Here is a 20698-nt window from a genome sequence, read left to right as displayed (position 1 = left end):
CTAAAGGCGCGGCACGATCCATTGGCCGTGCGGGGTGGTGGCGATCAGCCGGCCCAGACCCGCGTCGTCGAAGGCGGTCACGAATTCGTCGAGCCCCTCGCTGAAATGCGCCCAGCTGTCCAGGTGGGCTGGGATGACCACCTTGGCACCCAGCACCTCGGCGGCCGCCGCGGCCCGCTGCCCGGTCAGGGTCAGCGGCCGATTGCGCTCCTTGGTCGCGACCCGGGCCGCACCGGCGAACAGCACCGCGATGTCGACCTCGCCGACTCGGTCCCTGATGGCCCGGACGGCGTCCAGTGAGGCGTTGTCTCCGCTGAGGTACACCGTCGGGATGCCGGCGCCCGACACCACGAAACCCGTTACCTCGCAATTGACATGACCGTTCTGGTCGCGGAGACCGTCCGCGGGTCCGTGCACCGCAGGTACCGCCTGCACGGTGACAGCATGTCCGTGTCCACCGGGCAGGTCGATGCTCTGCCAGGTCTCCAGCCCCCGCGCCGACGGTCCCAGGCGCTCGGCGGCCCTCGGGTGGGTCAACAGCACCGGAGCGCGCCGGGCGAACCCACGGCCTGCGGTGTCGAGATTGTCGGGATGGTCGTCGTGGCTGACCAGCACCACGTCCACCGCACCCAATTGCTCGGCCGGGACGGCCGGTCCGGCCGTCTTGGTGAGGTACCCGTGGTCGCCCGCGGGATCGAAGGTCGGATCGATCACCAGTCGCAGTCCGGCGATGTCGATCACCGTGGTCGGACCGCCGAGTACGGCGAAACCGAGATCGCGCCGCTGCGCGTCGATGATGTCGGGCATGGGATCTCAGCCTAGCCGCCACGCCGGCCGGCCCATTCAAGATCGCGGTGAGTTTTTCCCTCGTGCTCACCCCGGGCGTCGACATACCGTCACCACACGTGATGTCTTCCGCCTTCTCGCGCCGTCGCGCGCTTCATCTGTTGGGATTTGCCGGGGGAGCGGCGGTGCTGGGTCCCGCGCTGGCTGCCTGTGGATCCTCGGGCGGCGGTAATGCTTTGGCCTCGAACGCGCCGGTGTCCGGCAAGTTCACCGGCGTGACGTTGAAGTTGCTGGTCAATCAGCCTCACGTGACGTCCTTCCGCGATGTGCTGGCCCCGGCATGGCAGCGCGAAACCGGCGGCACCCTCGAGGTGACGGCGGCCCCGTATGACCAGCTGACCAGCAAGCAGATTCTCGATGTGCAGAGCGGCACAGGCGAATTCGATGTGTTCGACTACTTCTACTTCGGTCTCGGGGATCTGGTGGATGCCGGTGCGCTGGTGGACCTGACCGACTGGGTCGACACCAACAAGGCGGCCATCGGGGTGGACGGCTACCTGAAATCCGTCTACGACCCCTACACGCTGCTGGGCGGCAAACGCTACGGTCTGCCCTACGACGGCGACGTGCACATCCTGTTCTACAACGCCGAGCTGCTCGAGCGGTACAAGGTCGAACCGCCCAAGACCTGGGACGAATACGACGCCATCGCAGCCAAGATCACCAGGGACTCGCATGGTGCGGCGTATGGGGCCATCGTTTCCGGCCAACAGGTTCCGATGATCCTCGGCTGCTCGTACATCAACCGGCTCACCGGTTACGGCGGCGAATTGGTCGACAGCGCCGGGAAACCCGCATTGACGTCGGATGCGTCCATCGCGGCGTTGCGACACCTCGTCGAGGTCGCGCCGGTGGCCCTGCCCACACCCCTGCAGGTCGGCTTCGACCAGGCCAACACCGCGTTCCTCACCGGGCAGGGCGCGCTGCTGGACACCTGGACCGATATGGCATTGCGCGCCGAGGACCCGTCGGCGTCCAAGATCGCCGGCCGATGGGGTGCGGTGTCGCTGCCCGTCGGTGGCACCAACACCACCCCCCGCCACCGCGCTGGATGCCGGTTTCGGACTTGGCATTTCGACCGCTTCCAAGCACCAGGATGCCGCGGCCGCGTTCCTCGACTGGGCCACCGCCACGCCGCAGAATCTCAAGGCGTCCTCCACCGCGGGTGCCGGGATCGATCCGGTCCGCGGTGATGTGCTCAACTCGGACGGCTATGCCAAGGTGGTCACCAAGGCCATCGCCCCGATCCGGGAAGGCTTGAACGGCAATCCGCTGGTGTGGCCCAAGGAGAAAGGCGCTCCGAAGCTGTTGCAGGATTTGGTCGATCAGCTGGCACTGGCGATCGCCGGCACCCAGACCGTCGAACAATCGCTGGAGAACGCGCAGAAGAGCTGGGAGAACACCGCGACATGACCCGTCGCGTCCCGCTCTGGTTGGCCCTGCCCGCCATCGCCGGACTGGTGTTGTTCCTCGTCTATCCGACCGTGTACCTCGTCGCGCTGGCGCTGACCGATTCGTCGCTGGCTCATCCGTTGCGCGCGTTCAACGGAGCGCACAACTTCCAGACCGCATTCGCCGCGGCGGCATTCACACCGTCGTTGTGGCGTTCGACGCTGTTCGCCGTCACTGCCACCGTGCTGACCACCGTCCTGGGGCTGGCCCTGGCGGTGCTGTTGAGGGCTCGCGGAACCCGATTCGGGGCAGTGGGCGCATTACTGTTAGTGCCGCTCGTGACGGCACCGGTGCTGATCGGTGTCGCCTGGAAACTGCTGCTGGCCCCGGTCGGTGGCGGCCTGGCCGGCCTGTTCGGCGCGGTCGGCCTCGCCGGGTTCAACCCGCTGGGGTCGGGCACCGGTGCGTTCGTGGTGTTACTGGTCATCCATGTCTGGCAGTGGACACCGTTCGCCGTACTCGTCCTGTTCGCCGCACTCGGGGTGGTGCGACAGGAACTGCTGGAGTCCGCGCGGATCGACGGTGCCGGACCGTGGCGCACCTTCGCCACCGTCACCTGGCCGGCGATCGCGCCGACCGCGTTGGCGGTCCTGGTGCTGGAACTGGTGATCGGTTACAAGGTCTTCGACCTCATTGTGGTAATCACCTCGGGCGGGCCGGGGTTCGCAACTACCCTGGCGCCGTACGTGATCTACCAGACCGGGCTGCGGGGCAGCTTCGACATGGGTACCGCCGCCGCCCAGACCTTGGTGTTCGCCGCCGTGGTGGGCGCGGTGGCCACCGTGCTCACCACGGCGCGGGCGCGCGCCGTGCGGGCCGAGGCGTCATGAGTCGCAGAATCGTATGGGCCACCCTGGCCGTGGCCATCCTCGTGGCCCTGCTGCCGATCGGGTATCTGGTCTCGCTCTCGCTGCGCCCGCCGGGCGACGTGCTCAACTCGAGTCTGCTGCCGACCGAGTGGACGGCGGCGAACTTCGTCTCGGTGTTCGACACCATCGCGCTGGGCACCATGCTGCAGAATTCCTGGGTCTCGGCGCTCGGTGCGGCGGTGCTCGCGGTGCTGATCGCCACTCCGGCAGCGTATTTCACCGCCCGTAGGTTCGGTGGCGAGCGGCTGCTGACGGCCCTGTTGGCCAGTTACTGTGCTCCGCCGGTCGTCGCGATTATCCCGTTGTTCTTCCTGCTGCGCGACTTCGGGCTGACCAATCACGTGCTCGGCTTGGTGCTCGTCAACGGGGTGGCCAACGTCCCCGTCGCGGCGTGGCTGCTGGACGGTTTCGTGCGCCGCATTCCGGTCGAAATCGACGAGGCTGCCGTGATCGACGGGCTCACCGTGGCCGGCGCCTTCCGCAGGGCGGTGCTGCCCCTGCTGTGGCCGGGCATCGTCGCCGCGCTGTTGGTCGTTTTCTTCTTGAGCTACAACGATTTTCTGTTCGCGGTGTACCTCGCCGTCACGAAGGAGAGCCAGACGTTGACCGTCGGTTTGTCATTGTTCCAAGGGGACCGCAATGTCCAGTTCGGCCAGCAGGCCGCGGCCGGTCTGTTGGGGATCCTGCCGGTGTACGTACTGGCGTTGGCCGCGCAACGGTTCCTGGTCGGCGGCCTGACGGCCGGGGCCACCAAATGACGACCGTCGAACTTGCGGGCATCACCAAGACCTACGGCGGCGCACCCGTCGTCGACGGGCTGGATCTGACCCTGCCGGACGGATCGCTGACCGTGCTGGTGGGTCCGTCGGGATGCGGTAAGTCCACCACACTGCGGATCGCCGCGGGATTGGAGGCGGCCGACGCCGGGACCGTGCGCATCGACGGCCGCGATGTCACCGCGGCCGCGCCCCGGGACCGTGATGTGGCGATGGTCTTCCAGAACTATGCGCTGTACCCGCATCTGAGCGTGGCGGGCAATATCGCCTTCCCTCTGCGCAATGCGGGAGTGGGAAAGGACGAAGCCGCCGAGCGGGCCCGCGCCGCGGCCGCCCGCGTCGGCATCGAGGGACTGCTGGCCCGTAAACCCCGGCAGCTCTCCGGGGGTCAGCAGCAGCGGGTGGCCATTGCCAGGGCACTCGTACGGACGCCGTCGGTGTTCCTGTTCGACGAGCCGCTGAGCAATCTGGACGCCAAACTCCGCGTCGAACTGCGCTCCGAAATCCGGCGTCTGCAGCAGGAACTCGGCATCACCGCGCTGTACGTCACCCATGACCAGGAGGAGGCGATGACCATCGCCGACCAGCTGGTGGTGCTCAACGCGGGCCGGATCGCGCAGCGGGGGACACCCGAGCAGCTCTACCGCAGCCCGGCCGACACGTTCGTGGCCGGCTTCATCGGATCGCCCAGTACCAATCTCGTCGATGGGTCGGTGCACGAGGGCATATTCGACGCCGCCGGCCTGCGCTGGCCGGTCCCGCCGGGTACCAACGGGCCCGTGATATTCGGGGTGCGGCCCGAGGATCTGGTGGTCACACCCGACCCGGACGGTGCCGCCCGGGTCGACGTGGTGGAGCTGCTCGGCCCGCGCTATGTGCTGATCGTCAAGGCCGGAGCGCACCGGCTGACGGCGGTGGTGGAGGCCTCGACGGTGGCGGCGTGGCCGACGGTGCCCGAACCGGGCGCCCCGGTGCGGGTCGAGGTACGGCCCGGCCGCGCCCACCTCTTCGACGCCGCGACCGGAACACGCCTATCCCGGTGATTTGTGCACGTTCTGTCACGTCAGGCGTGACAGAACGTGCACGAATCGCGCTACTTCTTCTTGACGTCGAACCGGTCGTTGTCGGTCACCTTGACCCACGCGGCGACGAAGTCGTTGACGAACCGCTCCGCCCCGTCGGCCTGCGCGTAGACCTCGGAGACCGCCCGCAGTATCGAATGTGAGCCGAACACAAGGTCATTCGCGGTCGCGGTCCACCGGAGCTCACCGGTTGCGCGGTCGTGGCCCTCGTAGACGTTCTCCTGGGTCCCCGACGGCTTCCACTCGGTGCCGATATCGAGCAGGTTGACGAAGAAGTCGTTGCTCAGCGTGCCCGGCCGGTCGGTGAACACCCCGTGCTTGCTGCCGCCGTGGTTGGCGCCCAACGCCCGCAGACCGCCGACCAGCACCGTGAGTTCCGGCCCGGTCACGCCCAGCAGGTAGGCACGTTCCAGCAGCAGCTGCTCCAACGGAGCCTTCTCCCCGGGGCGCACGTAGTTGCGGAAGCCGTCGGCCCGCGGCTCCAGCACCGCGAACGACTCGACGTCGGTGTCCTCCTGGGTGGCATCGGTGCGGCCCGGGGTGAACGGCACCGACACCGTGACGCCGCCGTCCTTGGCGGCCTTCTCGATCGCGGCGTTGCCGGCCAGCACGATGACATCGGCGAGCGACACCTTCTTCGCTCCGCCGGCGTTGAATTCCGTCTGGATCTGTTCCAGCACCGGCAGTGCCTTTTCCAGCTCGGACGGCTCGTTGGCTTCCCAACCTCGCTGCGGCTCAAGACGAATCCGGGCTCCATTGGCGCCACCGCGCTTGTCGGTGCGGCGGAAGCTGGAGGCTGAAGCCCAGGCGGTCTTCACCAATTGCGGCACCGAGAGCCCGGAATCCAGGATCTTGGCCTTCAGCGTCGCGGCGTCGGCATCGTCGATGAGCTCACCCTCGACCGGCGGCACCGGGTCCTGCCACAGCTGCGGCTCGGCAACCCACGGGCCCAGATAACGTGAGATGGGGCCCAGGTCACGGTGCAACAACTTGTACCAGGCCTTGGCGAACGCCTCGTTGAGTTCCTCGGGATGGTCCAGCCAGCGTCGAGTGATCGCGCCGAACTCGGGATCCACCCGCATCGCCACGTCGGTGACGAGCATGGTGGGCTTGCGGTTCGGGGCACCGGGGAACGGCGGCGGGATGATGGCCTCGGCATCCTTGGCCTCGAACTGCCACGCCCCGGCCGGGCTCTTCACCAGCTCCCACTCGTAGCCGTACAGGATTTCCAGGAACGAGTTGCTCCACTTGGTCGGGGTGGGCGTCCACACCACCTCCAGACCCGAGGTGATGGTGTCGCCGGCGTTGCCGGAGCCGAACGGGCACTTCCACCCGAGGCCCTGCTGCTCGATCGGGGCGCCTTCGGGCTCCGGGCCGACCAAGTCGCCGTCGCCGGCGCCGTGGGTCTTGCCCAGGGTGTGGCCGCCGACGATCAGCGCGGCGGTCTCCTCGACGTTCATCGCCATCCGGCCGAACGTCTCCTTGATGTCCACAGCTGCCTTCAGCGGATCCGGATTACCTTCCGGTCCTTCAGGATTCACGTAGATCAGACCCATGGTGGTGGCACCGTAGGGCTGCGCCAGGTCCCGCTCCCCGGAGTACCGCTTGTCGGTGCCCAGCCAGGTGTCCTCCTCGCCGAACAGCACCTCCTCGGGCTCCCACACGTCTTCGCGGCCGAAGCCGAATCCGAACGTCTGGAAACCCGCCGACTCCAGCGCCACGTTGCCGGCGAACACCAGCAGATCCGCCCAGGAGATCTTGTTGCCGTACTTCTGCTTCACCGGCCACAGCAGCCGGCGCGCCTTGTCCAGGTTGGCGTTGTCCGGCCAGCTGTTCAGCGGAGCGAAGCGCTGCAGGCCCTGCCCGCCACCCCCGCGGCCGTCGAAGATGCGGTAGGTGCCCGCGGCATGCCAGCTCATCCGGATGAACAGGCCGGCGTAGCTGCCGTAGTCGGCGGGCCACCAGTCCTGGGAGGTGGTGATCACCGATAACAGGTCGGCCTTGAGGGCCTCGACGTCGAGCGTGGCGAAGGCCGCCGCGTAGTCGAAAGAATCACCGAGCGGGTTGGACGCGGGGGCATGCGGGTGCAGCCGCGACACATCGATCTGCTCCGGCCACCAGTCCTGGTTGGTCAGCGGGCCGTGCGCCTTGGGCTTCGGCGACGAGATGGCCGGGTTCTCGCTCTCGCTGTTGCTGGCGGTGCCGGCATCAGAATGCGGGGGACGGCTGTCGGACGTATCGGATGACACAACATTTCCTTCCGGGTTGGTGACAGGGCTGGATCACGGATGCGATCGGGAAACCGAGGGAGAGCAGTCGGGGCACAGGCCCCAGTAGATGACTTCGGCCTCGTCCAGGACGAAACCGTCGATGGCACCGTCCAGGTCGGCCGGTGTGAGGCATGGTGCCGCGCCGACGGCGCAGTCGATATCGGCGATGGTGCCGCAATTGCGACACACCACGTGGTGATGGTTGTCGCCGACCCGGGTCTCGTAGCGGGCCACCGACCCCAGCGGCTGAATACGACGCAGCAGGCCCACCGAGGTCAGGGCGTTGAGCACGTCGTAGACGGTTTGGCGTGAGACGTCGGGCAGGACGTTGCGCACCGCGAGGAAAATCGATTCGGTGTCGGCGTGGGGATGGGCCTGCACCTGATCCAGCACCGCAATACGCGGTCGGGTCACTCGCAGCGCGGCGGCCCTGAGCAGGTCCGCGTACTCCGCCTCTGACGCCACGGCATCACTATTGCCCCTTAACTGGACTCGTTAAACATTTTCTTTCATGGCTGCGTCTAACTGCCGTACCGGCACAAAACCCCGCGCCGACGTGTTATGCGCACCATGAAGATCCGCTTCGGAGTGGGGCTGGGAGCAGGGGTGGGCCCCGCCGCCCTGCCGGCGCTCGTCGATCAGCTCGAAGATGCCCGCGTCGACTCGTTGTGGTTTTCGGAGTTGGTGTACTCCCCGGCCATCGACCCGGTCGTCGGGATGACGTACGCGCTGGCGCGGACGGACCGGCTGAAGGTCGGCACGTCGGTGGCGGTGTTGCCGGGCCGGCACCCCGTGCTGGTGGCCAAGGAGTTGGTGTCGCTGGCCGCTCTGGCACCCAAAAGGGTGCTACCGGTTTTCGGTCTGCGCTCGGCGCTGCCCGCCGAGCGCGACCTGTTCCCCGTGCCCGACGGTCGGCGCGCCGCGGTGTTCGACGAAGCCCTGACACTGCTGCGGACCGTGCTGACGAGCACCGAGCCGGTGAACTTCACCGGGGAGCATCACCGCGTCCGAGACGCCGTGATCATACCCAAATCGGCTGCACCGCTGGACATCTGGATCGGCGGATCGTCGCAGGCGGCCTACCGGCGGATCGGCGCACTCGGCGATGGCTGGCTGGGCAGCTTCCTGACACCGCAGGAGGCGGGCCAGGCGCGTCGGGCCATCGTCGAGGCCGCCGAGCGGGCCGGTCGCGTGATCGAGGCCGACCACTACGGGATCAATCTCGCGGTGGGCACAGGCGAGTTGCCTGACGCGGTCGCCGCGGCGGTGCGCGCCCGGCGACCCGACCTCGACCCGGCGACGCTGGTCGCAGCCGATTGGCCGGCCCTGCACCGGCAACTCGACGCGTACATCGATGCGGGCCTGACCAAGTTCGTGATCCGGCCACTCGGTACAGACCCGGATTCGGCCGATTTCGTGGACCGATTCGCCCGCGAGCTGCTGCCGAGGCAGAACTGAGCCGGCCCGAGTCTGTGAGTCCGCGTTGACGCGACAGTGGCCGGGCGTAGAGGATTGCAGCCAGTGTCAAGGAGAGGACAACCTCAAATATGTTTGACCGGATCTCCGCGGCGGCCATCGCCGCCGTTGCCGGCGGCGTCATCGTCGGCGGTGCGCTGGCCGGCGCGGGTCAGGCAGCCGCCGAACCCGACCCGCTGATCCCCACCCCGGCGCCGGGCGCGCCCGCCGAACCGGCCCCCGGCCAGCCGGTGCTGGTGGCCAACGAGCCTGTCGGTGCGCAGCCGCCCCCGCCGGCCGGGGCGCCGCCGGTGCCCGAAGTCAGCAACCAGCAGTACGGGCAGGGGCAGACGCCGGGGCAACTGGGTTATCTCCGCGACGTTTGGCACACCTTCCACAGTGCCGATCCGATCGGCGAGCTGACGATGTCTCCCGAGGACGCCGGGGTCGGGCTCGGTGCTCCGCCCGGGGCGGGACCGGCCCCCAAGCTGCCGCCGGGCTACACCTCGTTGACCGACCCGAGTTCCTCGACGCCGGCCTTGCCCGCCACCGTCGCGGCCCCACCGGGCACGCCGGGTGGCGGCCCGGCGTTGCCGCCCGGCTACGTCGCACTCAGCGACCCGAATCCGCCGGCGTGGGTGAACGAGCCGGCACCGGGAGCTCCTGCGGCGCCCGCCGATCCCGCGGCACCGCCGATCGTCGCACCCGGCGCCCCGACGCCGTAACGAGCGTGCCGGTCGCTCGACTGCACGCCCCGTCCTGGCGGGGTTTCGCCAGCGACAACTACGCCGGGGTACATCCGGAGGCGCTGGCCGCGATCGACGCCGCCAACGGCGGGCATCAGGTCGCCTACGGGGAAGACGTCTACACGGCCCGCCTGCAGGATGTCATCCGCGACCAGTTCGGTGCCGGGGCCGAGGTGTTCCCCGTCTTCAACGGCACCGGTGCCAACGTCGTCGCGCTGACCAGCGTGCTGCCCCGCTGGGGCGCGGTCATCGCCGCATCCACCGCTCATATCAACACCGACGAGGCGGGCGCGCCGGAGCGCATGACCGGTATCAAGCTGCTGACGGTGCCGACACCCGACGGCAAGCTCACTCCGGAACTGGTCGCCCGCGAAGCGTGGGGCTGGGGCGACGAACACCGCGCCCAGCCGCTGGCGGTGAGCATCACCCAAGCCACCGAAATGGGCACCGTCTACACCGCGGACGAGGTGCGGGCGATCGCCGATTTCGCGCACACGCACGGGATGGCCCTGCACGTCGACGGCTCCCGGCTGTGGAATGCGGCGGCCGCCCTGGGAATGCCGTTGCGCGCGTCCACCACCGAGGCCGGCGTGGACATCCTGAGCCTGGGCGGCACCAAGAACGGCCTCCTGGGGGTGGAGGCGGTCGTGGTGCTCGACAGCGAACGCGCCGCCGGATTGACCTATCTGCGCAAGTTCACCATGCAGCTGGCCAGCAAGATGCGGTTCGCCTCGGCACAGCTGCTGGCCTTGTTCGACGGCGAGCTGGGGATCCGCAACGCCGGGCACGCCAACGCCATGGCGACCCGGTTGCGGGCTGCGCTGGAAGCCGGTATCGCCGACGGCGTGCTGCCGGGTCTGGCGTTCACCCAGGACACGTCGGCCAATGCGGTGTTCGCGACGCTGCCCACCGCCACCGCCGACCGGATCCGCGAGCGGGTGCGGTTCTATGACTGGGATCGTGCCCGCGGTGAGGTTCGGTGGATGACGGCATGGGACACCACCGAAGCCGATGTCGACGACTTCGTCGCCGTCATCCGAGAGGAGTTCGCATGCGGATCAACGTGACCAGCGTGCTCGTCGACGATCAGGACAAGGCGTTGCGGTTCTACACCGACGTCCTGGGTTTTCGACCCAAGCACGATGTACCGGTGGGCGAGTACCGGTGGGCGAGTACCTTGGTTGCCGACGGTATTCCGTTCACGTCGTTTGCCGTCGACGATATCCAGGCCGAATACGAACGTCTGGTGGGCCGCGGGGTGCGGTTCACCCAGCAGCCGGTATCGATGGGAACGGTCACCACGGCGGTGTTCGACGACACCTGTGGAAATCTGATCCAGATCGCCCAGCACCACGGGTAGGGCCGGTCGGGCACACTGGTCACTTGTGGGCCATTCGCCAGCGGAGCCGGTCGGCGGGACGCGTGCGTTCCTGCCGGCGGTGCAGGGCTTACGCGGGGCTGCCGCCGTCGCGGTGGTGATCACCCACGTGGCTACGCAGACGCGGCAAAACGTCGGGGTGCTGGGACCCTTGTGGATCAGGTTCGATCTCGCGGTCGCGGTGTTCTTCGCGCTGTCCGGTTTCCTGCTGTGGCGCGGGCACGCCGCGGCGGCATACGGGCTACGGGAACCCCCGGACACCGGCCGCTACCTCCGGTCGCGGGTGGTCCGCATCCTGCCGGCGTACCTGCTTGCCGTGGTGGTGGTCCTGGCCTTGCTGCCCGACGCGCACGGCGCGAAAGCCGTCGTATGGCTGTCCAACCTGACGCTCACTCAGGTCTACGTGCCCCAGGCCTTGGTCACCGGCCTGACGCAGATGTGGAGCCTGTCGGTCGAGGTGACGTTCTATCTGGCGTTGCCCCTGTTGGCGCTCGCGGCGTGCCGCCTGCCCGTGCGGGCGCGGGTGCCGGTGATCGCCGCGGTGGCGGTGGCCAGCTTCGGGTGGGGTTACCTGCCGATACGGGTGCCCAACGATGCCAACCCGCTGAACTGGGCGCCCGCCTACGCATCCTGGTTCGCCGTGGGCATCCTGCTGGCCGAATTCACCTGCCGTCCCGACAGCGCGTTGCACCGCATCGCGCGCCGCCCGGTGGTGCTGGCGGTCATCGCGGTGGTGGCTTTCGTCGTATCGGCGTCCCCGCTGGTGATCCCGCACGGAACGGCTCACGCCAGTATCGAGCAGTTCGTGGTGCGCACGGCGATGGGAGCGATCGTCGCGGGAGCACTGCTGGCCCCGCTGGTCCTGGACCGTCCCTCGGCGCGGCACCCGGTGCTGGGGAGTCCGATGATGGTGACCTTGGGGCAGTGGTCCTATGGGCTGTTCATCTGGCATGTGGCCGCATTGAGTGTGGTCTACGCGTTGCTGGGCCGGCCGCAGTCCGGCTTCGGCTTCGTCGCGGTGCTGGTACTGACCTTGGTCTTCGGTCTCGCGATGGCCGCGGTGAGCTATGCCCTGATCGAGGAACCCTGTCGAATCGCCTTGCAGCGCTGGGAAGACCGTCGCAAGGCGGCGGTGCTACCGCTCACCGATCCCAGTGGCGGCTCCGCGGCCGACCGGAGCAGGGCGGCCTGAGCCCGGCGATCACAGCTGGCCTGCGCGCCACCTGTCCAGGACGCGCCGGTCCCGTTTGGTCGGGCGACCGGCACCGCGATCACGGACGGCCACCGGAGCGGCCGCGGCCGGCGGAGGCGGCGGTGTGCGATCGAGATAGCAGGTGACGGCGTCGGCGGCGCCGACGCGTTTCTGGATCACGCGTACCACTTCGACGATGCGGGTGGTATCGCCGACCCGGGCCCTGACGGTGTCACCGGGAACCACGGTCGTCGCCGGCTTCGCGGTGCGGTCGTTGACCCGCACATGGCCGGCGCGGCAGGCTTCCGCGGCGTCCGGCCGGGTTTTCGTCAGCCGCACCGCCCACAACCAGCGGTCCACCCGCGTCGACTCCATACCCTCCATCATGGCCCCCGTCACGATCCCGATGCCCTGAGCGCAATTGGGACAACTGAATCCAGCCCTGGATGAAAAGACTACGAGATATCGGGACCGTTAACTGATGACAATTTGCTAGAAATGGCACCTGCGGTTTGTTGACAAGCCGGCTCGGCAGCGTCAGTCCAGGACTGTCTCGTAGTACCGAATTCGTTCGTCCAGTTCTTCGGGATCATGGTCCTTCACGGAGTGCACCACGGCGATACGTCCGTCGATGATGTCGTCGATCTGCGCGAAGGGAGCGATCGCCGGGTATGCGCGCCGGCCCGGGTAGTTGTTGATGGCGAGTGTCCAGTCCGGTGCGTCCTGCAAGATGCACAGCGCCTTGAGGGCGCATGCGGTCCGGAACCGGCCGTCGACGAACACGAAGTCGGGAGCTTTATCGCTGCTCAGGCACGCGGTGGGCGGATCCGAGTAGCGCCGGAACTGCTCCACCCGTTCGGGCCCGGCGAACCACGGGTGGCGGGGGCGGCCCCACTTGCTGATCGGCCCGATGTCGGCGTGGTGGTAGCACTGGGCGGCAGGGTCGAGCAGGCCGTCGGCGGCGATGCGCTGCCGAACCGCGCCGAGGATCAGCGGATCCGCGTCGACGGCGACGAATTCGACGCCGTGCCGGGCAGCGGTGTAGGTCGAGCCGCCCGCGCCGAATTCGAGATAGCGGTGGCATTCTCTGATGGTCGCGAGAAACCAGTCCGCGGCCGTCTTACTTCCGAGCTGAGGTTTGCTGGGAATGTCAACGCGCCCCAATCGGCGATGCGCCAAATACACCAGATGGTCCGAACTGATCATTGGTTCGCCCCCACGAAGAAATGCATATGCAGGCGACGATAGCAGTCTCGACTGCGGGTGTCAGGACAGCCGGGGACGACTTCGCTAGAGGACCGGGCCTGCGCCCGGGGCGGGCGCAGCGAGTACCGGACCCGGTGGCGGACCCAGAGGTGCCGCCGCAGTGGCAGTCGCCGACGGTGCTGCGCCACCGAGATGCGCCGTGACGGGAATCAACGGGGTGGCAGCTGTCGCGGGCGCCCCGGGCGCCGCGGCGGCCCAGCTCGCCTGCAGGGCGTTGGCGGCGTAGGCCGCAGCCTGATCGACCATGCCGGCATCGAAATAGGTGTTGTGCGCGGAGAAACTCCGGCCCGCCGGGTCGCACACCAAGTCATTGTCCACGCACAGGTCGACAGTCTTGGCGGCGTACTGGGGGCCGACCGTCACCGACGGGTCGTTGATGGCGCGCATGAAGCGGGCCGACGGCTTACCGAACAACGCTACTGCGGCAACGTGATTGGCGATCTCGGGCGGCATGGGGGCGGGCACCGTTGCCGGATCGACGCCGTCGGGAATGGTACTGGCGGTGACGAAACCCATCACCGCAGCGCCCTGGGAGAAGCCGCCCAGCACCATCTTGGTGTCGGGGCACGCCGCGGCGGTTGCCAGGATGTGGTCTCGCGCATCGGAAATCCCGCTGACCGCGGTACCGAAGTCCAGGGTGGCCGGATAGTCCACCGCGTAGACCCCAACCGACTTACCGGGGAGCTTGGTGCGCAGTGCGTTGATGAAATCGCTGCCGGTGGGGCCCGGCCCCGGGTCCTCGGTGGTCCCGCGCGCGAAGACCACCTCCGCGTCGGGGCAACCCGCCGCCTGCGCGGTGGGCATCGCCGGACCGAAAAGCACGGTCGCGCTCTGAAGTAACACGGATCCTGCGGCCGCGACACCGACCGCAGCAACATTGCGCCAGGAGGTCACACAGGGAATGCTGACACACCTCGGCGGTCGCTGGCCCGGGCCGCCAGAGTCCTTTCACCGAAGCCACACCGTCTTATTAGGAATTGGGCGTCTTATCCGGACTGCGGGTGCAATTCCGTTGTGCCATCGATTGTCCGGTAGGCCGTCCACATGGCCTTGCCCATGGCGCGCAGTCCGTCCGCGTTGTAATGCCGGTCGACATCGCTGTTGAACGCATCCCTGATGCCAGGGACGAATGCGGTTCGGGGAATCCGGTGTGGCGTATCGGCGTGCACTGCGTTGATCGGCGCGTAATCCTTGCCGCTGCGCTCCATCTCCTCGGGAACCATGCCGCCCAAGATGATCGGTACCTCCGTGCCGTACCGGCTACGCAGATCGCCGAACAGCGCGTCCAATTTGGCCTGGTATTCGGGGGCGCTCATCAGGGGCACGTCGGATTCGCCTTGGTGCCAGAGCACCACGGCCACCGAACTGCCCGGGTATCGGGCGAGCGCCGCGTCGATGGCCGACACTGCCTCCCGGTACAGATTCCGGCGCGTTGTGGTGTCCGCGATATCCCAGGTGTAGCCGTTCTTGGGGTGGAATGACGTATCGCCACGGGCGCACGGCACCAATAGGACCGCCCGGTTGGTCGCCGTCGCAAGCTCTTTGCCAAAGGTGACGCCGAAACCAGCGCGGCGCGAAGGTGTTTCGTGTAGCAGTGGATCGATGCCCAGCACGACGGTGTTCTTCGACGGTCCGCTGTTGGCCCACTGGTGAACCCAGGGATGCGCGGTGGCGGCATCCTCTCGGTCCAGCGGGAGGCCCATCCCGAAGGCATTCGACTGGCCGAGGATCGGCACGACGAGGTACGGCCGCTCCGGGGTGGCCACCGGGATGCCCTTGGGCGCCAGCCAACGCTTGACGAAGCACTTCAGTTCGAAGATTGCCAGTTTCCACAGCGGGGCGTCACCGTCGGGATTGCGGCGTTTGGGCATGGCCAGCACAGTACAACCGGCAGTGCTGCGCGATTCGGGGGCGGCTACCGCTCGACGGTGTCGCGGACGACGGCCACACACAGGTCGGCGCACAACGCGGCCAGTTCGCCGACCGTCTCGCGGGGTTCGCGCAACCATTCGGCGATGATCTGGTTCACACCGCCGACCATGAACAGGGCGCCGCGGCGCATTGCCGTGGCATCGGGCAGGGCCGGGCCCAGCACCGACGGTGCCTGTTCGATGATCGAGGTGACGATCATGTCGAGGAATTGCATCCGGTACTCGAGCAGTCCGGGCACGCCGGTGACGTCGCCGACGATGATGCGATGCAGATGGGGGTCGTCGGCGACGATGTCCAGGAATGCCGTCAGCGCCGCGCGCAGTTTGTCTCGCAGGTCGCCGCTCTGCCCGACGCCGGCGACCACCATGGCATCCAGCAGTTGCGTGCGCACCTCGTCCACCACCGCGAACAGCAGTGCGTCGCGCGAGTCGAACTGTTCGTAGAAGTAGCGGGTGATCAGACCGGCCGCGGAGCAGACGCCGCGCACCGTGACATCGGCGATGCCGGACTCGCCCCAGATGCGTCGGCCGGCGGAGATGAGCTTACGGCGACGGTCGGCGCGGCGATCGGCCGCCGAGATCCCGCCGTAGTCACGCACCACTTCCGCGCGTTTCATTGACAGCACTTTACCCCCGCGCTAGTTTTCGACTACGACCGTAGTCCAAATAGTTGCTCAGCGAGGAGCGTCGATGACCGTCCATATCCCGACTCGGCATCCCGAGTCGCCCAGACCGGTACCGGGCATGGTCAAACTGCTGGCCCGCGCGCTCGGTATCGACGTACCCTCGCCGCGGCAATGGCAGCGGCTGGGGGAGCGACTGACGGTGGGCGACGAACCCATGGATCGGCTGCTGGACTGGATGGTCGATACCGGGCTGGCCCAGACCCGTCCGATGTTCGACCGAGCACTGACCGAAGGCATCGCCCATGTGCCGGAGGCGCCGGCACCGCTGCATGACTTCTTCGCCGCGGTGGAAAACACGCCGGAGTGGCTGGATATCGACGTCCTGCGGCGCGGCCAGCGCGCATTGCGCCGCGGTGGGGCCGACGGCATGTACGTCGCCAGGGATGTCTCGCTCCTGGGCGGCTACCAGTTCGCCGGCTTCAACAAGACGCTGCTGCGTACCGGCGCGCTGGAAAAGGGTTCCAACAAGCGATTCGCCGAAACCATGCAGTGGGCCATCGACGTCATCTCCGAGGGCGGGCTGGAGCCGCTCGGGATCGGCTACCGCTCCACCATTCGGGTGCGGCTCATCCACGCCTTCGTCCGTCGACACGTGGCGAACATGCCCGACTGGCGGGCCGACGACTGGGGCGTGCCGGTCAATCAGACGGATATGGCCGCCACCCTCGTCGGCGCGCTGGTCGCACCGCCGGTCGGTGGGCTTGGGATGGGAATCCTCACCGCACCTGCGGATCTGGAGGCCATCGCACACCTGACCCGGTACGTGGGGTGGCTCATCGGTGTCGAGGACGAGTGGCTACCGCGCGACTTCCGTGACGCCGTACGCGTCCTGTTCCACACCCTGACCGCGCTGTCGGCACCTGACGAGTCGACCCGTCAGCTGGCCACGCCCATGATCGACGATCCGATGAGCTGGCATTACGACCGCCTGCCAACCCTGCGTCGCAAGCTGGCCCGCGCCCAGCACCTTTCGGTGACCAGTGCATTTCTCGGGCCCCGAACCATGCGGATGCTCGGCCTGCCTGCCTATGTGCCGCCCTGGTATCCGCTGCTGCGGCTGCCGGTCAACGTCGCCCGCAGCGTCGTCGACATGACTGTCCCCGGCGGTATGGAGCGGGCGGCGCGCCGCGGCGCGCGCGAACAGCACGCCCTGTTACGCACCATGATCGGCGGCGCGCAGGCCGAGATCGGCGAATCCGCCGAGCACGTGAGTCGGGTTGCCTAGGACGCCTGGGAAGCCTTGCCTAGGACGCCTGGGAAGCCGCGGACCGGACGAGCGTGGGCCGCTCAGGCGCCGGCGTTGAGGATCTTGATCGCGAATACCAACGTGTCGCCCGGCTGGATGCCGGCCGCCGGTTGCCCATTGGGATAACCGTCGGCGGAAGTCATCGCCACCGCGACGGTGGAGCCGACCTTCTGCCCGGCGATCGCTTTCTGGAAGCCGGGAACGACGCCGTTGAGCGGGAAGTCGGCCGGGGTGCCGCGTTCATAGCTGCTGTCGAACACCGTGCCGTCACGCCCGTTGACGCCCATGTAGCAGACCGACACGGTCGCGGTGTCCGGAACCACCGGTCCATCGCCCGCTTTGAGGGTGTGCACCTGAGTCTCGGTCACGCTGAACGGCCCGCCCACCTTCACGTAGGGCGCGGCGGTGTCGGTCGACCCGCTCACGGCGATATTGCCGGTGGCTCCGGCGAGGGTCCACTCGGGGGTGCCGGGCTCGGCGGGCGCCGCCGTCGGGCAGCCGAGCGCGGCCGGGGGCGCTTCGGGCAGTGACGACGCCACCTGGGCGATCGACGGGGTGCTGGCCGAGGGCTTGGAGGAGTTGTCGGACTCGGATCCGCACGCGGCCAGCGTCATCACCAGCGACGTGGCGCCGGCGAACAGGGCGACGGAAGCAGACACACGGGATGCATTCACGCCCGCCACGCTACAGCCGCGCCTGGCCGTCCTGGCCGGGGCAACCCCGAGAACCACGAAATCGATTGCGGTCGCTGCACCCGACCGGCCACCATGGGAGATGACGCCGGACGGTTCGCCGCCGGCGCCGATTCAGGGGGAATCGAGGGGGAGTTCATCAATGGCGTTCCGAAAGGGCGAAGTAGTTACCGCGCGCCGTCAGTTGGCGGGCATCGACGTGCCGGTGGTTCCGGCCGGTTGCTCGGGAACGGTGGTCAAGACCACCGTGTTCGGCCGACCCAAGACGGTGCATTTCGAAGTGGCCGACGGTTGGGGTGTCAAACGATTCGACGTCGACGTGCAGCGCGGCGACGTCGACAGGAGTTCACCACCGCGGCTGTGACGTAAGTCATGGTGGTCGATGCCAGATCCGTTGCATTCGTCGTGGCGGTCCCGGGTAACCGGGGTGTCAAGGTGCACCCAGCGCCGACCTACCCGTCAACGCGAAGGGGCGAATCACGATGGCAACCAAGACGGCCGGAAAGATCACCGCCGATGTCGATACCACCACACTGCTCGCACAGCTGCGGACAGTTCTGGACCTGACCCACACCGAGATCCAGATCGCCGAAACCCGGCTTGCACAGGCCCGGACCGAGGCGGTCCAGCGTGAGCTGACCCAGAATGCCGCCAATGGTCGCGAGCGTGCGGTCGCCATCGAGCGCGCCATTCGTGATCTCGGCGGCTACCCCGATGTCGTCGGCCCGTTCCTCGGGCGCGCAGCCGCCGCGGTCAAGGCCCTGACCGAGCAGGCCGAACCGTTCGACGAGGCGCTGCTCGGGGATCTGGCTTTGGAGGACCAGCTGTTGGACCGGTCCCGCTATATCAAGGCGCTGGCCGTGGCCGCCAACCAGAACGATGTCGTGGAGCTGGCCGACCGCCTGATCACGGCGCACGCCGCGACCGTGGAGTGGCTCACCACGGTGTTGGCCGAAGACGCGCTCGGCGGTCCGGCCGCTCTCCGTCGTACGCCCATGCAGGCCGTCACCGGAGCCGCGGTGAAACTGGCCAATCTGCCGGGAATGTGGACGGCGCGCGGCCTGGATCGGCTGCTGGATGCCCTGCGCAACGTGCGGCCCAACGTCGACGAGCTGCTCGACCGCGGCGCCCATGCCGGTGAGCTGGCCGGCCGGGTGATCGCCGGCTCCCGGGACGCGGCCCTGGCCGCTGCCGAGAACATCACCCGCGGCGACGGCGCTGACCAGGCTGCCGACGCGCTGCGGGCGCTACGGTCGGCCTCAGGTGCCTTGGACCCGGCCGAGCTGCCCATCGCCGGGTATGACGAATTGGCCGTCCCGGACGCCGTCGCTGCGATCAAGGAGCTCACCGAGCCGGGTGATATCCGCACGATCGTGGCCTGGGAGGAGGCCCACAAGAACCGGCAGCGGGTCGTGTCGGCTGCTCAGACCAGGCTTGCGGCGATCGCCCAAGAAGTCGTCGGGATCGGCTGATCGCAGCGACATGGCGAATGTCGACGTGTCGGTCTCGTCGGGCCTGACACCACAGCAAGCGTGGAAGCTGGCCTCGGATCTGCGGCGGTTCGACGAATGGCTGACCATCTTCGGCGGCTGGCGCGGGCAGCCGCCGGACGATATCGGTGCCGGCACTCGGGTGTCCTCGCTGATCAAGGTGAAGGGGTTCCGCAACACCATCGACTGGCAGGTCACCGATTACGAAGAGCCGCAACAGATCCGGCTCTCAGGCCGTGGTCGCGGCGGAGTGCGGATCGGTTTGACGATGACGGTGACCGCGGACGACCCTGGTTCGACGTTCCGGGTACTGGCCGACCTCTCCGGTGGCCTGCTCAGCGGGCCCGTCGGAGCACTGGTGGCCGCGGTACTCAAATCCGACGTGCGCCGATCGGTGCAGAATCTGGCTGCACTGCAGTAGGTTTCACGCCCACTGGTCCCACGGCACGCTCCAGTCACCGTTCTGCCAGAGCTGCAGCGGTTTCCCGCCGGTGTGGCGCACCTCCACCACGTCACCGGGCACGGAGAAGTTGTAGAACCATTGGGCGTTGTCGTGGTTGAGGTTCAGGCAGCCGTGGCTGGTGTCGGTCTTGCCCTGCGCCCACACCGTGGCGTCGAGTTCGTGCAGATACACCCCGTCGGTGCTGATGCGCACCGCGTAGGGAATGGACTCCTTATAGCCGAGGTGGGAGTTGATCGGCAGGCCGTAGGTGGAGGAGTCCATGATCACGGGGTTGCTCTTGTCCATCACCGTGTAGACGCCCGGCTGGGTCCAGAAGCTCAACGTTGTGTTGCCCACGGTTTCGGTGCCGCCGCGGCCCATCGAGGTCGGCATCGTCCGCACCAGGGTGCCGCCGTCGTACACGCTGACCTGCTTGGTGGTGTCATCGGCGATCGACACGTGGGACGCGCCGATGGAAAAGGTCACCGGGGCGTCCTGGCCGACGGTGACGACCGTGCCCGGGGCGTAGTACTGCGGCGGACGCCAGTGGGCTGTCTGATCGTTGACCCAGTGCCAGGCGCCGGCCACCGGCGGTTCGGTGGTCACCGAAAGTTGTTGTTCCGCCGCGCCGCGATCGGCCACGGGCGCGGCGAAATGCGCGACCACGACCATGCCGATGCCGTAAGTCCCGCCGTTCTGTACCGGTGCACCCGAGGTGGAGGTCAGCGAAACGGGCGGCACAAGCGGGTCATCGGCATGTGAGAGTCCCGCCGGTGCGCCGGCCACACCGGCCATCACCGTGGCCGCCACCGCGAGCAGCATCGCACCCCGCCGCACAATCGTCATTGGGCTTACTCCGTTTCACTGCGCCGAGGTTGT

The 20698-nt window shown here is 67.9% G+C and carries 23 protein-coding genes and 1 pseudogene; 14 read left to right on the top strand and 10 right to left on the bottom strand.

Translation table 11 applies throughout. The features are described 5' to 3' along the window. Positions 1-795 carry an MBL fold metallo-hydrolase gene (locus tag SBI67_RS13040; protein ID WP_318981326.1) on the bottom strand — a complete coding sequence of 265 codons (795 nt, stop codon included), beginning with the start codon at positions 793-795 and terminating at the stop codon, positions 1-3. Positions 796-908: 113 nt separating this feature from the next. Here SBI67_RS13040 and SBI67_RS13035 point away from each other — a divergent pair, with 113 nt between their 5' ends. Genes SBI67_RS13035 through SBI67_RS13015 form a run of 5 tightly spaced genes read left to right on the top strand, consistent with a single transcriptional unit; the run spans position 909 to position 4986 of the window. Beyond that, the gene (locus SBI67_RS13035; protein ID WP_318981325.1) at positions 909-2039 is read left to right on the top strand and encodes an ABC transporter substrate-binding protein; all 1131 of its coding nucleotides are present in this window, start codon (positions 909-911) and stop codon (positions 2037-2039) included. A 1-nt stretch (position 2040) separates the two neighbouring features. After that, the gene (locus SBI67_RS13030; protein WP_318980955.1) at positions 2041-2259 is read left to right on the top strand and encodes a hypothetical protein; all 219 of its coding nucleotides are present in this window, start codon (positions 2041-2043) and stop codon (positions 2257-2259) included. Beyond that, positions 2256-3128 carry a carbohydrate ABC transporter permease gene (locus SBI67_RS13025; RefSeq protein ID WP_318980954.1) on the top strand — a complete coding sequence of 291 codons (873 nt, stop codon included), beginning with the start codon at positions 2256-2258 and terminating at the stop codon, positions 3126-3128. Before SBI67_RS13030 ends, SBI67_RS13025 begins: the two co-directional genes overlap by 4 nt. Further along, positions 3125-3925, top strand: a complete 801-nt coding sequence (locus SBI67_RS13020) for a carbohydrate ABC transporter permease (RefSeq protein ID WP_318980953.1) — start codon at positions 3125-3127, stop codon at positions 3923-3925. Before SBI67_RS13025 ends, SBI67_RS13020 begins: the two co-directional genes overlap by 4 nt. Continuing rightward, positions 3922-4986, top strand: coding sequence for an ABC transporter ATP-binding protein (locus tag SBI67_RS13015; protein WP_318980952.1), 1065 nt, complete (start codon positions 3922-3924; stop codon positions 4984-4986). Before SBI67_RS13020 ends, SBI67_RS13015 begins: the two co-directional genes overlap by 4 nt. A 50-nt stretch (positions 4987-5036) precedes the next feature. Here the strand turns inward: SBI67_RS13015 and katG are convergent, their stop codons facing one another. Both katG and SBI67_RS13005 read right to left on the bottom strand, forming a co-directional pair. Beyond that, positions 5037-7274, bottom strand: coding sequence for a catalase/peroxidase HPI (gene katG / locus SBI67_RS13010; protein WP_318980951.1), 2238 nt, complete (start codon positions 7272-7274; stop codon positions 5037-5039). A gap of 33 nt (positions 7275-7307) precedes the next feature. Beyond that, positions 7308-7760: a Fur family transcriptional regulator gene (locus SBI67_RS13005; RefSeq protein ID WP_318980950.1), complete on the bottom strand. Its 453-nt coding sequence runs from the start codon at positions 7758-7760 to the stop codon at positions 7308-7310. A gap of 105 nt (positions 7761-7865) precedes the next feature. Between SBI67_RS13005 and SBI67_RS13000 the strand changes: the two genes are divergently transcribed. The 5 genes from SBI67_RS13000 (at position 7866) to SBI67_RS12980 (ending at position 12066) form a co-directional block, all read left to right on the top strand. After that, entirely contained in the window at positions 7866-8753 is an 888-nt protein-coding gene (locus tag SBI67_RS13000; RefSeq protein ID WP_318980949.1) for a TIGR03854 family LLM class F420-dependent oxidoreductase, read from the top strand. A gap of 89 nt (positions 8754-8842) precedes the next feature. Beyond that, on the top strand, positions 8843-9475 hold the full coding sequence (locus SBI67_RS12995; RefSeq protein ID WP_318980948.1) for a hypothetical protein: 633 nt from the start codon (positions 8843-8845) through the stop codon (positions 9473-9475). 5 nt (positions 9476-9480) lie between these two features. Then, positions 9481-10563, top strand: coding sequence for a threonine aldolase family protein (locus SBI67_RS12990; protein WP_318980947.1), 1083 nt, complete (start codon positions 9481-9483; stop codon positions 10561-10563). Continuing rightward, complete coding sequence (locus tag SBI67_RS12985; protein ID WP_318980946.1) at positions 10548-10856, top strand: VOC family protein; 309 nt, start codon at positions 10548-10550, stop codon at positions 10854-10856. The genes SBI67_RS12990 and SBI67_RS12985 overlap by 16 nt, the downstream gene beginning before the upstream one ends. Positions 10857-10881: 25 nt before the next feature. Beyond that, positions 10882-12066, top strand: coding sequence for an acyltransferase family protein (locus tag SBI67_RS12980; RefSeq protein WP_318980945.1), 1185 nt, complete (start codon positions 10882-10884; stop codon positions 12064-12066). A gap of 9 nt (positions 12067-12075) precedes the next feature. Here the strand turns inward: SBI67_RS12980 and SBI67_RS12975 are convergent, their stop codons facing one another. The 5 genes from SBI67_RS12975 to SBI67_RS12955 all read right to left on the bottom strand — a co-directional run bounded on the left by SBI67_RS12975 (position 12076) and on the right by SBI67_RS12955 (position 15880). After that, positions 12076-12441 (bottom strand): Hsp15 family ribosome-associated heat shock protein, encoded by a 366-nt coding sequence (locus SBI67_RS12975; RefSeq protein ID WP_266047662.1) that lies wholly within the window; start codon positions 12439-12441, stop codon positions 12076-12078. Between the two features lie 162 nt (positions 12442-12603). Further along, positions 12604-13272: a hypothetical protein gene (locus SBI67_RS12970; protein WP_318980944.1), complete on the bottom strand. Its 669-nt coding sequence runs from the start codon at positions 13270-13272 to the stop codon at positions 12604-12606. Between the two features lie 84 nt (positions 13273-13356). Next, on the bottom strand, positions 13357-14136 hold the full coding sequence (locus tag SBI67_RS12965) for a cutinase family protein (RefSeq protein WP_318980943.1): 780 nt from the start codon (positions 14134-14136) through the stop codon (positions 13357-13359). 182 nt (positions 14137-14318) lie between these two features. Next, entirely contained in the window at positions 14319-15203 is an 885-nt protein-coding gene (locus SBI67_RS12960; protein ID WP_318980942.1) for a sialate O-acetylesterase, read from the bottom strand. A gap of 44 nt (positions 15204-15247) precedes the next feature. Next, complete coding sequence (locus SBI67_RS12955; protein ID WP_318980941.1) at positions 15248-15880, bottom strand: TetR/AcrR family transcriptional regulator; 633 nt, start codon at positions 15878-15880, stop codon at positions 15248-15250. A gap of 73 nt (positions 15881-15953) precedes the next feature. Here SBI67_RS12955 and SBI67_RS12950 point away from each other — a divergent pair, with 73 nt between their 5' ends. Continuing rightward, a complete protein-coding gene (locus SBI67_RS12950) occupies positions 15954-17174 on the top strand; it encodes an oxygenase MpaB family protein (RefSeq protein WP_318980940.1) in 1221 nt (406 codons plus the stop codon). Positions 17175-17236: 62 nt separating this feature from the next. Here the strand turns inward: SBI67_RS12950 and SBI67_RS12945 are convergent, their stop codons facing one another. Beyond that, complete coding sequence (locus tag SBI67_RS12945; RefSeq protein WP_413232463.1) at positions 17237-17878, bottom strand: FKBP-type peptidyl-prolyl cis-trans isomerase; 642 nt, start codon at positions 17876-17878, stop codon at positions 17237-17239. Between the two features lie 151 nt (positions 17879-18029). Here SBI67_RS12945 and SBI67_RS12940 point away from each other — a divergent pair, with 151 nt between their 5' ends. The 3 genes from SBI67_RS12940 to SBI67_RS12930 all read left to right on the top strand — a co-directional run bounded on the left by SBI67_RS12940 (position 18030) and on the right by SBI67_RS12930 (position 19798). Next, positions 18030-18251, top strand: a complete 222-nt coding sequence (locus tag SBI67_RS12940; RefSeq protein ID WP_318980938.1) for a hypothetical protein — start codon at positions 18030-18032, stop codon at positions 18249-18251. A 118-nt stretch (positions 18252-18369) separates the two neighbouring features. Next, complete coding sequence (locus SBI67_RS12935) at positions 18370-19359, top strand: ferritin-like domain-containing protein (protein WP_318980937.1); 990 nt, start codon at positions 18370-18372, stop codon at positions 19357-19359. A gap of 10 nt (positions 19360-19369) precedes the next feature. Continuing rightward, a complete protein-coding gene (locus SBI67_RS12930) occupies positions 19370-19798 on the top strand; it encodes a type II toxin-antitoxin system Rv0910 family toxin (protein ID WP_318980936.1) in 429 nt (142 codons plus the stop codon). A gap of 3 nt (positions 19799-19801) precedes the next feature. Here the strand turns inward: SBI67_RS12930 and SBI67_RS12925 are convergent. Beyond that, positions 19802-20608 (bottom strand): annotated as a pseudogene (locus tag SBI67_RS12925) (L,D-transpeptidase); the annotation flags it as partial. Positions 20609-20698: the final 90 nt, after the last annotated feature.

The sequence above is a fragment of the Mycolicibacterium chengduense genome, assembly GCF_033741155.1.
In the GTDB taxonomy this organism is placed as follows: domain Bacteria; phylum Actinomycetota; class Actinomycetes; order Mycobacteriales; family Mycobacteriaceae; genus Mycobacterium.
This window is presented reverse-complemented; position numbering and strand designations above follow the sequence as displayed.